This window comes from Paenibacillus sp. G34 (genome assembly GCF_056856875.1).
In genome coordinates, this window is record NZ_CM166469.1 from 5,245,793 (window position 1) to 5,259,008 (window position 13,216).

Annotated in this window: 13 protein-coding genes; 1 reads left to right on the plus strand and 12 read right to left on the minus strand. The window is 45.5% G+C overall.

The features are described 5' to 3' along the window. Positions 1 to 190 precede the first annotated feature (190 nt). The 11 genes from AC1VYS_RS23840 to AC1VYS_RS23890 all read right to left on the minus strand — a co-directional run bounded on the left by AC1VYS_RS23840 (position 191) and on the right by AC1VYS_RS23890 (position 8,977). Positions 191 to 589, minus strand: a complete 399-nt coding sequence (locus AC1VYS_RS23840; RefSeq protein ID WP_053783291.1) for a DoxX family protein — start codon at positions 587 to 589, stop codon at positions 191 to 193. A gap of 502 nt (positions 590 to 1,091) precedes the next feature. Then, positions 1,092 to 2,642, minus strand: a complete 1,551-nt coding sequence (gene zwf, locus AC1VYS_RS23845; RefSeq protein WP_482911753.1) for a glucose-6-phosphate dehydrogenase — start codon at positions 2,640 to 2,642, stop codon at positions 1,092 to 1,094. 178 nt (positions 2,643 to 2,820) lie between these two features. Further along, entirely contained in the window at positions 2,821 to 3,654 is an 834-nt protein-coding gene (locus AC1VYS_RS23850; protein ID WP_482911754.1) for a YwmB family TATA-box binding protein, read from the minus strand. A gap of 263 nt (positions 3,655 to 3,917) precedes the next feature. Beyond that, complete coding sequence (locus tag AC1VYS_RS23855) at positions 3,918 to 4,586, minus strand: response regulator (RefSeq protein WP_482915106.1); 669 nt, start codon at positions 4,584 to 4,586, stop codon at positions 3,918 to 3,920. Continuing rightward, positions 4,528 to 5,643: a sensor histidine kinase gene (locus AC1VYS_RS23860; protein ID WP_482911755.1), complete on the minus strand. Its 1,116-nt coding sequence runs from the start codon at positions 5,641 to 5,643 to the stop codon at positions 4,528 to 4,530. The genes AC1VYS_RS23855 and AC1VYS_RS23860 overlap by 59 nt, the downstream gene beginning before the upstream one ends. A 36-nt stretch (positions 5,644 to 5,679) precedes the next feature. Then, positions 5,680 to 6,327, minus strand: coding sequence for a cell wall-active antibiotics response protein LiaF (liaF, locus tag AC1VYS_RS23865; protein WP_482911756.1), 648 nt, complete (start codon positions 6,325 to 6,327; stop codon positions 5,680 to 5,682). A gap of 163 nt (positions 6,328 to 6,490) precedes the next feature. Next, complete coding sequence (locus tag AC1VYS_RS23870; protein WP_482911757.1) at positions 6,491 to 7,198, minus strand: PspA/IM30 family protein; 708 nt, start codon at positions 7,196 to 7,198, stop codon at positions 6,491 to 6,493. A 1-nt stretch (position 7,199) separates the two neighbouring features. Beyond that, positions 7,200 to 7,700, minus strand: a complete 501-nt coding sequence (locus tag AC1VYS_RS23875; RefSeq protein ID WP_482911758.1) for a PspC domain-containing protein — start codon at positions 7,698 to 7,700, stop codon at positions 7,200 to 7,202. A gap of 17 nt (positions 7,701 to 7,717) precedes the next feature. Beyond that, positions 7,718 to 7,954 carry a PspC domain-containing protein gene (locus AC1VYS_RS23880; RefSeq protein WP_251509228.1) on the minus strand — a complete coding sequence of 79 codons (237 nt, stop codon included), beginning with the start codon at positions 7,952 to 7,954 and terminating at the stop codon, positions 7,718 to 7,720. A 4-nt stretch (positions 7,955 to 7,958) separates the two neighbouring features. Continuing rightward, positions 7,959 to 8,630, minus strand: coding sequence for a PspA/IM30 family protein (locus tag AC1VYS_RS23885; protein ID WP_482911759.1), 672 nt, complete (start codon positions 8,628 to 8,630; stop codon positions 7,959 to 7,961). 38 nt (positions 8,631 to 8,668) lie between these two features. Continuing rightward, entirely contained in the window at positions 8,669 to 8,977 is a 309-nt protein-coding gene (locus tag AC1VYS_RS23890; RefSeq protein ID WP_251509232.1) for a LiaF transmembrane domain-containing protein, read from the minus strand. 506 nt (positions 8,978 to 9,483) lie between these two features. Here AC1VYS_RS23890 and AC1VYS_RS23895 point away from each other — a divergent pair. Continuing rightward, positions 9,484 to 11,904, plus strand: coding sequence for a helix-turn-helix domain-containing protein (locus AC1VYS_RS23895; RefSeq protein ID WP_482911760.1), 2,421 nt, complete (start codon positions 9,484 to 9,486; stop codon positions 11,902 to 11,904). A 147-nt stretch (positions 11,905 to 12,051) separates the two neighbouring features. Here the strand turns inward: AC1VYS_RS23895 and AC1VYS_RS23900 are convergent, their stop codons facing one another. Next, the gene (locus AC1VYS_RS23900; protein ID WP_482911761.1) at positions 12,052 to 12,984 is read right to left on the minus strand and encodes a class I SAM-dependent methyltransferase; all 933 of its coding nucleotides are present in this window, start codon (positions 12,982 to 12,984) and stop codon (positions 12,052 to 12,054) included. Positions 12,985 to 13,216: the final 232 nt, after the last annotated feature.

A 13,216-nucleotide genomic window follows, 5' to 3' on the forward strand; every position in this document is an offset into this window, starting at 1 on the left:
TCCTTTCAGATCAGTGCTTCCATTCATGCTTTTTCCCTCGTTCTCAATTCAACTCTCCTATTGTACCATAATCTGTGCCGAAAATAACCGATTACGTTCCACCAATTCAACACTTTTCTTCGCAAAAAAGAACCCTTCCGCCATGTAACTGGCATCCGGGTTCCTCTCATGTCTTACAGATCATTCGATTTTAGAAAATCAGTGCATCCAGCGCATATTGCCCGCCGCCTGTCAGAGCCAGAGCTACGCCCACCACAAGGATCGCGAGGTTATACTCGAATCCGTTCTGTGTAGACCAGTAACCGTTAGCACCGTGTACTTTAACGATAGCAATCACCATAGTCAGTGCGATCAGGATTCCGCCTACCGGTGTCAGCAGACCCAGCGCGAGCAGCAATCCGCCTCCGAATTCAGCAAGTCCTGCCAGTAAAGCAACGAGTGCACCAGGTTTCATGCCCATCGATTCAAACCAGCCGCCTGTACCTTTGATGCCGTATCCTCCGAACCATCCAAACAACTTCTGTGCCCCGTGCGCCATGAACGACAAACCAATCACCAAACGAATTAACAACAATCCTACATCCAACATCATTTTCTTTCCTCCATTCGATATATACAAAATAGTATTCTTAGATTAAAGATATTATGCGAAAATTTTTTCATGATTCTGTCTATCCGCAAACCCCTTCAACTGGTTTACCTTTTATCTCATGAATGTTCCTCTGTGTCGGATTTATATATTATGTTTTGCCCGAACTCAGCAGGTCTTTTGCTTAACTCTTTAACTCATGTGTTGAGTATAAGTTATTCACTTACTTTTTGTCAACAACTTAATTTAAATTATTTATTTCCTTTTGATGGAGCCTCTTAGGATCTACTTCTATGTCCGTGACTTTGATTCACTATCAACAGAAAAAAGCCCGAAAGACCGCATCTCTCATGCGATCTTCCAAGGGCCCTTTACTAACACTACTAGTTGAACTAAAGGGAGTTACACAGATCACCGATGGCAAACCACCTGAACATTCGATGAACATTCGCGTTATCCCCTAATAACTTTTAAATTCCTTTATGGTCCATTCCTCATGCCCTTAACTATTTACATGCCAAATGACGCTATCCTCATCCTGCCCATTCACTGGCCACCAGTGGAAACCATCCTGCTCGAGCAACTTGGCTGTCGCCTCCGGGCCCCACGTTCCTGCGGGATACGTGTGCAGTTCACCTTGATTGCGCCCCCAAGCGGCCGCGATCCGGTCAACAAAAGACCATGCGGTCGCCACTTCATCCCAGCGGGTGAAGTATGTGGAGTCGCCTTCTGCTGCATCATGCAGCAGACGCTCATAAGCTTCGGGCGAGTTGATTCCGATCATGCAGCTCTGGCAGAAGTCCATCGCCAAGGGCTGAATCTCGGAATCCGAGCCCGGCTTTTTGGCATTGATTTTGATATAAATGCCTTCCATCGGATTTACCCGAATCACGAGCAGATTCGGCTCCAATTTATATTTTTTACCGAGGTATACGTTGTTCGGCATCGATTTGAACTCAACCACAATTTCCGTTGTTTTCACCGGCAGACGTTTGCCTGTCCGAATGTAGAACGGCACACCGGCCCAGCGGAAGTTATCTACAAATACGCGTGCTGCAAAGTACGTCTCCGTATTGGACTCCGGATCAACCTTGTCTTCCTGACGGTAGCCCGGAAGCGGTTTGCCGCGGGACTCTCCTTCTGTATACTGAGCACGTACAACGTTGTTACGCACATCTTCATCCGACATAAACTCGCGTAGGGAACGAAGCACCTTCACCTTCTCATCCCGGATATCCTCCGGGAACAGACGGCTTGGCGGCTCCATCGCAATCATCGTCAGCATCTGCAGCATATGATTCTGTCCCATATCACGGAGTGCACCGGAGTGGTCATAATATCCACCGCGCTCTTCAACACCCACCGTCTCCCCCAGTGTAATCTGAACGTTTGCGATGTGTTTATTGTTCCAGAGCGGTTCGAAAAAGGCATTCCCGAAGCGAATCACCTCGATATTTTGTACCATTTCCTTGCCCAGGTAGTGGTCAATCCGATAGATTTCCTCTTCCTTAAACACCTCGCGGATCTGTTCATTCAACTTCTCGGCCGATGGCAGATCATATCCGAACGGCTTCTCAATCACCAGACGATTCCATCCACTACCCTCCAGCATGCCGCCATCTCTCAAACTGTACGACACACTGCCAAATAACTCAGGTGCCAGTGCCAGATAGAACAACCGATTTCCCGGTGTTTTGAACTTGGCCTCCAACAGTTCGGTCTGCTCCCGCAGTTCCCGGAACCCGTCCACATTGTTGATGTCCAGTGATTTATATTCAAAATGCTCGGCAAAAGCGTTCCACTCCCGCGAATCCCCTGCCGGGTAACGGCAGAACTCCTGGATGGATTCCAGAAGATCGTCCCGGAACTGTTCCTGTGACCTCGGACGCCTGGCTACGCCAATAACCGCAAAGTCATCAGCAAGCTTGCCTTCACGGTATAAACTGTAGATAGCCGGAAACAACTTCCGGCGGGCCAAATCTCCCGTTGCTCCAAAAATGAAAAATACTGCACCTGGTGTCTGTACTTCATTTTGCATCTGCTGATTGTCCATAGGCCCCTCTTTCCTTCGGGAAGACCTTCTAATTCGCTTCCCGAGCTATGTAATAGTGTTCAGTTCAGTCAACCTAATTAAACCAAATGACAATTACCAGCAAGTCCCAACTTGGATGTGATGCTATTTTAGCATATCACCTGCCAGGATTCAGCTACAATATCATTACCTCCATCGTTTAATATTCAATCGTGATCACCGGAAAACCGACAGTAACACGCGCATCATCCTGCCCACTAACTTGATGTACCGCAAGCTGCATATTTAACAGGTGTGAGCCGCTCAGAATCTCCAGCGGTAACGCTGTCGCCTGATATGAAACACTGGCTGTAGCCCCATCTTCATAACGCTCAACTTCCGTCACATCCAGTTCACGAGAGAGCTTCGCTTCCAGCGCGGCTAACTGTTCACCGGCTTTTCTTGCTACACCAGCCTGAGCCATATTGGATACATCTATTGTGGATGAGTTGTCATTCCCATCATCTTCACTCATTTCACTCAACTTGCCCTGCACGGACATATTCCAGCTTGCTTGCAAGCCGAGTTTATTCATTGCCTCTCCCACCTGTTCATGTGAAGCAAGCAATGTCTGGTGCTCCAGTTCTGCTCCTCCTGACAGCTGCACGATCACATAGTATCCATCTTGTTCTGTTCTTGCCACATTAAGCAGCAAACCTACTGGAGATCCAGAACTCCCAACTATCCTCTCGCTTCGATAGACATCATGTCCGGTTTGTACATCCTGAACGGGTGCTGCAAGTCCCAGATTTGCTGCCAGCTTCACTGCTTGCGTACGAGCATCCCCGTGGCCTCCAGCTTGCCATTTGATCACCCATTGATCTGCATTTTTCATGACTGAATCTGCGGTATGTAACAATTGCTCCAGTCCTGCCACCCCGGTACCAGAACCTTTCTTTTCTACTTTTACATTCTCAGCGTATACCTGCGTAACCCCGATTAGAATTATAATGGCTATGGCAATGACCCCTGTATTCATCCAACGTTTTAGCATGTGAATTCCCCCATTCAATCTTCTATTCTATGAATCTATCAACAGCATGCCCCCTTCCAACTTGACCTAAACCCATTACGAGACTCTTTCTATGAATACAAAACAAAAAAAGCCCATCCACCATCTTAGGGCAGACCAGGCTTCCAGTTATCTTCGTTATCTTCAAAACTTTATTTATTTCCTGTTTTCAAAATTTCTTTGAAACATATAATTCTTTATATTTCAAACGTATACCCTCGTACACCCTGCTTCTGCTTCATAAGCTACTCTGCCAATCCGTTCTTATACGCGTAAATTGCAGCCTGTGTCCGGTCATCCACACCCAGCTTCGCAAGCAAATTGGTCACATGGAACTTAACTGTTTTTATACCGATAATTAGCTCATCCGCGATATCTTGATTGGACTTGCCTTGCGCCACCAAACGCAGAACATCCATCTCACGATCGGTCAGTTCTTCATGTAAAGGTGCTGCCGCTTGCGGCTGTCGGAACCGATTCATCATTTTAGACGCCACCTGTGACTCCAGAACGGACTGTCCACGTGCAGCGGCACGAATGGCGTCAGCTACCTCATTGGCTCTGGACGTTTTCAGCAGATAGCTGAAGGCCCCTGCTTCAATGACCGGATACATCTTTTCATCATCCAGATAACTGGTCAGTACAATGACTTTGCATTCCGGGTTAATTTTGAGAACCTGACGTGTTGCTTCAATGCCATCCATGCCTTCCATGACAAGATCCATCAACACAACGTCTGGCTTATATTCCTGAGCTAGCCTGATGCCTTCCTCCCCGCTTCCAGCTTCACCGATCACTTCGATGCCGTCTTCCGTATCCAAAACCGCAGCAAGACCTATACGTACCATCTCATGATCATCCACGAGCAATACTCTGATCGACGTTTCCGTCTCCGTTTCGACTTCCGGTTCCATTGACATGTTCTACCTCGCTTTCTTCGTTCATCAGAGGGATCGTAATCTCAATCCGTGTTCCTTTACCAGGTGCTGTAACAAATTGGATAGCTCCCCCAATCTCTGTAACCCGTTCACGCATATTCGCCAAACCATATGAAGCTTGTTTCTGTTCATCCAGATCAAAGCCCTGACCGTCATCTCGAATCAGAACCCGAACGGCGTCTATACGGCGCTGCAACCTGATCTCCATCTTCTCCGCTTTTGCGTGACGCAATGTATTCGACATTGCTTCCTGAATGATCCGAAATAAATGGTTCTCGATTCCTTTGACCAGATGAATATCTTCGTCCATCTCCAGTACGATTTCCATGGGCACTTTGGTTTTCAGTTCCATCACCAGGTCACGCAGCCCTTGCTCCAACTGTTTTCCCTCCAGATAGACGGGCCGAAGATGCAGCAACAATGCCCTCATCTCGGACTGAGCCACCGAAGCCATTTCCTCAATTAAAGCAACTTGGCGCTGTGCCCGTTCAAAATCCTTCTCCATCTTCCGACCTACCGCCGTTGCTGTCATCGAGATCGCAAATAGCTGCTGTGATACCGCATCATGCAATTCCCTTGCAAGCCGTTGCCTCTCTTCTACAATAGCTGTAATTCTTGCCTGTTCGGCCAGCTGTGCATTGTTAGTAGACAACCGCTGGAGAGAAGATACCTGATCCTCCCACTTTTTGCCGATGCGACCCAGCTGCTCACTAAGCCGGCCAACATCATCCTGCCCGAGGTCAGGTACCGTTCGGGAGAGTGAACCTTTTTCCCATTGCAGTAACGTTTCCGTTAACAATTCCAGCCGCCTTTTCACCCTGTAACTCTGATAAAATCCAAATATGGCACCGATTCCGATCAGTAGAAGCAACAGAGCCAGACCGGATTGGATCAGATGACGCCAGCCTGCAAACGGAGCCAGATAACCATATGTATACAACACATATAAAATAACAGCAAACACAATGAAAACAAGGAGGATCCCTTCACGCATACTTCGGGTAACCATATCGGTATGTTTTCTGTCCTTCATCCAGGAGTCCTCCTTTTCCTCATCCATTTCTTAGTACTACGGATTATGAATATTTAAGTCGCCAACAATATACGAAATAACAAATTTTACTTTATATTCACTGGATTCATATCCAGGAGTTCTCCACATCAATTTATTCATCATGCCACTATCCTGCTCGCCCAGCAGATTTACTCGGCCAAATAGTACTGACGCCTCAATCTCTACACCATAATCCTCAGGCAGGGTCAGACGTACATTCCCCATAACACCTTGCAGCAGTATAATAGTTTGTTTCTCTTCAGGAATAGAAAGAGACAAGTCCGCATTGACCTCGCCAATGGCGTGCCACAGACTCATACTGCGCAGCCTCCAGGAGGACTGATCCCAGTAATAACGGGCCATAAAATTTTGTTTTTTTATAACATCATCATGAAGATGCATCTTTTTGTTCTTGGAATAAAAATAAGCTAGGGATGCAAGTACGATCAAAAAGACAATCATCAAGTTATCCAGCAGCAGCAAGGCTGCGCCAACACCAAGATAACGATACCCTTTTTTGGTTTCTCCTTTTCGAATCTGAAGCATTCCAACCGTTAACAGAATCAGTGCGGCAGCCGTCAGCAAGTTCATATTCCGGTTAAAGAGCATCAGAAAACCAACCACAATAATAATGACTGCAAGCCAATGACTTTTTTTACTCATCTGTACCGCACCTCCTCTGTAAGTTCAACTACGATCTGGATTTTCTTCATTCCGACGGAAAAGCCATAGCAGGCAATGAAATCCTGTATGGCTTAACTTGTGTTCTACGAATCGTATAGGTTACACGATCTATAGAATATCATATTGTCCACCAAGCGAACAGTTATTCTTTAGAAGTATCGGTCGCTTCGTTCTTGGAACTATTGCCCATTTTGTTTTTCAGCGCCTGCAATTGCTGATCTACTTTGAATTGTTTCTCCAGATCAACCGGATTGGTGTAAGAAGCTCCAGTATTGCGGTATGGTGCACGGGCTACATCTGCCTCAGCTTCAAGCTGCATGATTTTTTCTTCCATGCGGTGGAATCCAAGGGATGCGCTTCCGCTCTCAATGGAATGCAAGCTGTTGATCGAAGACATTTGTTTCTTCGCTTTAGCCATCTGTGCACGGGATACCAGCTCATTACGTTTGTTGCGCATTTTGTAGAATTCATCTTTCATATCATGCAACTGTTGCAACAAATCTTTCGCTTGTGCTTCGGATTGAGCATGCAGTTCACGGTATTCCTCAATTTTTTGTTCAAAGTAAATTTTCTCTTCCAGCAATTTGCGTGCTACTTCTTCCTGACCATTGGACAGAGCAGCTTCAGCTTGGGACTCCCGTTGTACCGAAGTACGTTCTGCTTCGTCCAGACGTTGCTTCATGCGGCGCTCATTAGCCATTTGTTTAGCTACAGTCACCTCAGCCTCATGAATCTCTGCCTCCATATCACGCAAGTACTGGTTCAACATTACAATCGGATCTTCTACTTTATCCAACATATCATTTACCGATGCCTTCGTCATATCCTTAATCCGTTTAAATACTCCCATTTTACTTTTCTCCCTTCTCGTAACGAGATAATTTTTGGCGAAGCTCTTCCACTTCTTTTTTCAGTGCTTTTTTCTCAATATCTTTCATCATGGAATCCAGTTCACTTTCGTGCTGGCTTCCTGTTCCATAAGTGTTATTGTCATAGGAACGCGGGCCGGAATGCGGTCTGCTGTTGTATCCTGGGCCAGGACCAAAGCCGGGACCCGGTTGATTAGGGTTGTTGTTATAAGGATCTCTAGGTGCCTGATGGTCATAGCCACCATATCCTCTGCCAGAACCGGCCCCTGGACCGTAACCATATGGATCATATGGCGGAAACGGCTCTTTGGGTACGACGAGAGCAGCGATGAAGTAGATTAACAACGTCGTGCCCCCAGTTGCAAAGATACTGATGACGAAGATGATCCGCAGCAGCGTAGAATCCATTCCAATGGCTTCAGATATGCCGCCGATTAGACCGGTCATCATTCGGTCACGCGTTGAGCGGTATAGTTTGCTCATGTGCTTGCTCCTTTCGTTTACTTGTAACCTCTACTGTGATCGGGACCATATACGTACGGATCTCCGTAGTTAGGTTCCTTAGGTACAACTAATGCTGCGATGAAGTAGATGAATAGAGATGTACCACCCGTTGCGAAAATACTGATGAAGAAAATGATCCGTAGCAGCGTGGTACTTAATCCTAGGTTTTCAGATATGCCGCCGATCAATCCTGTCAGCATACGGTTACGCGTTGAGCGGTATAATTTATTCATGTGACTACTCCTTTTTATCGTTATTGAGCTTTTGCTTCAAGCGCTCCAGCTCTTTGTCCAGTGCAGAGGAAGACATGTTACCGGATAAGCCGGAACCATCTTGACCCATTCGCCGGATGTCCCGAAGACTCTGCGCCTCGTATTCAAGATCGGAGACTTGGTCATCCAGCTTATTGAACATACCGGGTACATTTTGACCACTGTAGTTTCCACGTTGATTCATTCGTTGTTGCAACTGGATTGTTTGCATGCGAGCGTAGTAATATTGGCGTTTGCTATACACGTTCTGATATTCTGCCTTCAACTGATTGATCTGCTCATCAAGTTCCTGCAATGCGGCAGCGCTTTGTGTGTACAATTCATTGTATTGATCCATTTTTTCCTCATGGAGAATTTTCTCCTGTAGAGCCAGCTTGGCGAGGTGTTCCTCACCGGCTTTCAATGCCATGGATGCCTGCTCTTCTCGTTTGTTAACCATAGCAGATGCTTGATCTGCTTGCTGTTTCATTTGTCTTGTATGGCTCGCATACTGGTGTCGAAGCTTCTCGGCTTCTCCAATGTCTTGGCGGGTCGAGACCAGGAACTGATCAATCAGTTTAACCGGATCCTGACTTTGCTCCAAATGTTCGTTCAGACTAGCTACGGTGATATCCCGCATTCGACGAAATACACTCATTATGTTCTGTCCCTCCTTTTACTTGATCGTGACCTTACTCAATAGCGACGACGTGAATTGCGATTGTTGCTTAGCATCGAGATACCGAAGATAATCAATCCGATTGCGATAATCGGCCCGATCATCCAAGCAAGTTTGCCCATTAGAGATACGATACCGATGATCAGAACGATCCATCCAAGCGTTACATTTCCTCTTTTAATTCCGTAATACCCCAGTGCAATCATCAGGACCGGAATCAGATAACCCATCAGATGTCCAAACAATGGTGTTAATTTTCCGAAGAGCATTAGTGCACCGAGTACAATCAATACAATCGCCAAGCCATTCCCCTTGTTCATTCTCATAATTGTTGTTCACCGCCCTTCCCGACTTTAATTTTTTAAATCCTCAACCTAATCGCTGTTAGCCTAATTCCTACATTTGTTCAATGAGCCGTTTCATTCGTTTGTTGAATACTTGCTTGTTTTTTGTTTCCGTGTTTCTTGTTTAACCTTATGTCCTTATTCTAGGGGATTCTGTGACTTTTCAAAACAGACTGCGGACGGTTTTTGATCCTAGACTCAGGTCGGGGGACTGCTTAGACCTACGACTGTCCATAGGCTAGACCTGAATATTCTCAACGCATTACGCCACTCCGACTACCTGTTATTACCCGTAAATCGGTAATACTTCACCGAAGTCCTGTCTGCTAATTATGAAAGACGTCGTTATCTTAGTACTACGTACATCACACAATTTACGTTTCTTTAATTACTTTTTTATCCAAATAAACAAAATTTAGATTGTTCTATTTGAAAGCGTTTACTAAAATAAAGAAGAAAGAATCTATCTTCCATCAAGGAGTGGGCATGTGCGAACGATAAGCTATCTCCATAAAATGATTATCTTCGGGCTTCTGTTAAGTACAGTGCCTATCCTGCTGACGGGAATTGCTGCTTTTATTTATTCTTCCAGCCAGACTGAGCTACATCGAACACATACGAATCAACAGTTGCTCGAACAGTTACAGTCCAACGTAGAGCATAAGCTTGCTACAGTCAGTTACATGCTGGATCAGGCTGTTCGCTCTCCGATCACACTTCGTTCTCTTGCAGACTCGAATTCGCTTCAACGGATCAGCCAGTTGCAAGCCGGCGACTTACAGACAGAATTCCAGCATATGAAGTCATGGGAGCCTCTACTGGATATTATCCTAGTCAATCATTCTAAAAATTGGCTTATCAATCATGCGGGCTTCTATGCTAATACTCGCTTCCCGTTATCACTGCCGATGAAAGATTTGATTGCCGATACAATGACCTCCGGATGGCAACTTGCGCCCTCGTCCATTTTCAGTAATGAAGATGATAACGAGCAAAAAATGACCAACCAACGTTTTTCAGATCAGAACTGCATTTATCATGTTACACTCGCAAGAACAATTCAGGGTACGAGTACACCGTCCAATGCAGCGCTGATCGCAGGAATCCCGGCATGCGCCATGCAAAATCCGCTTGCGCAATCTTCCACCATAGAGGCCTCGGTCTCAGGTTTGATCATTATAAATCGGGAACAACGGGTCATTGCTCACCCGGACGCATCCTATATTGGACAACCTTTGTCTGCCATGGGTCTGTTTGATCGGAATAACGGTGAACGCATCCAGACATTAGCCCCCGTAATGTACTCTGACGCTTATGCTGAACGTGAAGTACAGTTTGCCAATGCCGATTATTCGTTAATCTACAGTCCTGCTACATTAAAAGGTTGGACATATATTCTCATATCCCCTGAGAATACATTGATCAAAGACTATATCAAAATCGGGTTCCATACGCTGTATATCAGTATTGCAATGCTCTTGCTTTCTCTGCTGCTCGCATGGCTGGGTTCAAGACGAATGCTCGCGCCAATCAGGCAGATTCTTGCTCAATTAGGCGACAATATCATCATCAAAGGTCATTCTGCATTGCCGCAACAACCTGCGAGTTCTCCTAATGAATTGGAATTAATTCAAATGGGTGTCACTCAGTTATCCGATGCACGCTCTCAATTGGAATCTGCTTTAAATCAGCATCAAAGACAAATTCGCACAACCGTTATGATGCAATTGCTTCAGGGCAGAAACCGCTCCAATACATTGCTAGACACATTGCGAGAACAGGGTTATGCCACCGCGCTTTCAAATTGGCAACAAGTTGCCGTGATTGCTCTTCAGCCTGAACTGATGAACCACTCCAGATACACCATGGAAGATCGTTCTCTGCTCTTGTTTGCCATCCAAAACATCCTTGAAGAGACTCTTGAACCTTATCAACAATTACTTCCTATAGTACTGGAACAGAATGTTGTAACGGTGATTGGCAGTAATCAGGAAGATCCTACACTGTTTTCGGAGTGGCTTTCATCGTTAACAGAACAGTTGCAAGAGCAGATCAGTGAGGTTTTGGATTTGAAGGTAAGTATCGGTCTGAGTCAGCCACATCGTTTAATGAGGCATATTCCACAGGCTTACAATGAAGCCATAAATTCATTGAAACATCGCATGCGGCTTGGGACAGGCATTATCGTTCAATATGGACAGCATGATTGGGCTTCAGCCGTGTGGGCGATGGCATATCCAGAAACACTGGAGTATTCACTGCTTCAGTCTATTCAACAAGCAGACGAAGTTGTTGCTTCTGCACAGCTGACCGAGTTACTGGAGACACTGTTTTCACTTGAGTGTACCCCGGAAGAATATCAGGTTGCTTTAATGCGACTACTGACGCATATCTTGCAACTCGCTCAGGAATCCGGTATTCGGCTCGGACAGATCTGCCAGAACGACCGCTCACTATTCCATGAGTTGTATGTTTTACAGTACGCAGCCGAGGTCGAGCAATGGTTAACTCATCAGGTGATTCTGCCTCTCATTCACATTTTCAAAGAAAGACAGGTTGCACAATATCAGCATATTTCAGAGAAGATAATCGCCATTATCGAGCAAGATTATGACAAAGACTTGACGTTGGACGAATGTGCGATGCGGCTTCATTATAATGCCAACTATTTAAGCAGTGTTTTTCGTAAAGAAACCGGCGCTTCATTTAGTGAGTATTTGACTAGATATCGACTGAATATCGCCAAAAAATGGCTGGACGAAAGTGATTGGACGGTAAAAGAAATCGCCGAACGGCTTCGCTATACAAATCCACAAAACTTTATCCGTTCCTTTCGAAAATGGGAAGGGTTGACTCCCGGAAAATACCGGGAGCGTAAAAGACACCCCGAACGGGCTGTCAGAGGATAGTGTTCTATTGCAAGAGAAATTTGTTATTAGTCATCAGAAACATAAAATTTAATGCCTCAATGCCAGTTTCAGACATGCCGCAGACCACCCAATTCATAAAGCAGGAGTAGGACACCAAGTAATGGAAGCTGCTTGCGGCTTGTGGCATTACCTTTTGACTGTAGGCACTGTTTTCATATGAGCTTGTTCAAGCTGAATCAGCATTTTGCCAAACCTTGCTCCTCGCGAGAAGGAGACCACGTTGTTTGGGTAAGTGTCACGGATGTATCTTTCAGCTTTATTTAATGCTGCTGCATCCGTTGGCATTTCATAGGTATGCAGCCATTCAGGCAGCTTTTGAATCAATTCGTCTGTCTGAATCTCAAAATCGTTTACTTCTCTTGTAATAATCATCGTATATGAGTATCCCTTAAGGTAAAGTAGCTGCTGGAGGTATGCCATATCCCCTGCCTTATAAGGAGCATGCACTCCAAGCACCGTTCTCAGCTCATCCATGAGCGTATGCTCTTTGGCACCTGCGATCATACTAACATAGACATACTTTCGGGCACAATGGATGGCTTGCTCAATCGTTTCCCAATCAGACATCGCCGGGCACATCGATGCAAAGACGATATCATATTGTTTCTCCCAGCCTTTATCCTGTATAGAGATTTCTTCGAATCGCTCGGGTACAATCGTGATGTTATCTTTGAGCTCAGCAGGAATGGTTTCCTGCATTAAGGAGACGAGCAGTGCAGAAGGCTCAACAGCAGTGACTCTGGCTCCCTTTTCTGCAAAAGGAATCGTAAATATACCAGAGGCCGCGCCCACGTCCAGCACCGAGGCTCCTTCAAACGTTACACCCTGATTTTCAATCCAGCCCATAATGCGTGCCGAGCGATTCTTGCCTTCCTCTGTAAAAGACTGAGCATGATAATTCCGAGCCCAACGCTCAAAAGCTTCCTCTGTATCAAACGGTGCACTTTTTTGTTTGTATCTTGAACTTCTCGGGCGGTTCTTCCACGCTTGTTCCCACACATCGAGGTCAAATAGTATATCCGAGTTCGCTGTAAACGGTTGAGTTGTCAGCTTCTTCACTTCCTTTCATATTGTAGACTTAATATATCTACAATATATCGAATAGAATTATACGTCAATCTTTATGTTACTTATGTTTAAACATAAAAACAACACAGAAGGGGACAAAGTCCTCCTCTGTGTTGTTTTTACAAAATAATTATGCGACTAACATTTTGACATATAACAATTCCGTCTACCCCGACTAATCTGACTTGAGAAGAGTAGTGCCCGGCAATGTATCCGAAAAAGA

Coding starts and splice junctions, on each gene's coding strand:
- AC1VYS_RS23840 (WP_053783291.1), bottom strand. CDS start 589: ATGTTGGATGTAGGATTGTTGTTAATTCGTTTGGTGATTGGTTTGTCG.
- zwf (WP_482911753.1), bottom strand. CDS start 2,642: ATGGACAATCAGCAGATGCAAAATGAAGTACAGACACCAGGTGCAGTA.
- AC1VYS_RS23850 (WP_482911754.1), bottom strand. CDS start 3,654: ATGCTAAAACGTTGGATGAATACAGGGGTCATTGCCATAGCCATTATA.
- AC1VYS_RS23855 (WP_482915106.1), bottom strand. CDS start 4,586: ATGGAACCGGAAGTCGAAACGGAGACGGAAACGTCGATCAGAGTATTG.
- AC1VYS_RS23860 (WP_482911755.1), bottom strand. CDS start 5,643: ATGAAGGACAGAAAACATACCGATATGGTTACCCGAAGTATGCGTGAA.
- liaF (WP_482911756.1), bottom strand. CDS start 6,327: ATGAGTAAAAAAAGTCATTGGCTTGCAGTCATTATTATTGTGGTTGGT.
- AC1VYS_RS23870 (WP_482911757.1), bottom strand. CDS start 7,198: ATGGGAGTATTTAAACGGATTAAGGATATGACGAAGGCATCGGTAAAT.
- AC1VYS_RS23875 (WP_482911758.1), bottom strand. CDS start 7,700: ATGAGCAAACTATACCGCTCAACGCGTGACCGAATGATGACCGGTCTA.
- AC1VYS_RS23880 (WP_251509228.1), bottom strand. CDS start 7,954: ATGAATAAATTATACCGCTCAACGCGTAACCGTATGCTGACAGGATTG.
- AC1VYS_RS23885 (WP_482911759.1), bottom strand. CDS start 8,630: ATGAGTGTATTTCGTCGAATGCGGGATATCACCGTAGCTAGTCTGAAC.
- AC1VYS_RS23890 (WP_251509232.1), bottom strand. CDS start 8,977: ATGAGAATGAACAAGGGGAATGGCTTGGCGATTGTATTGATTGTACTC.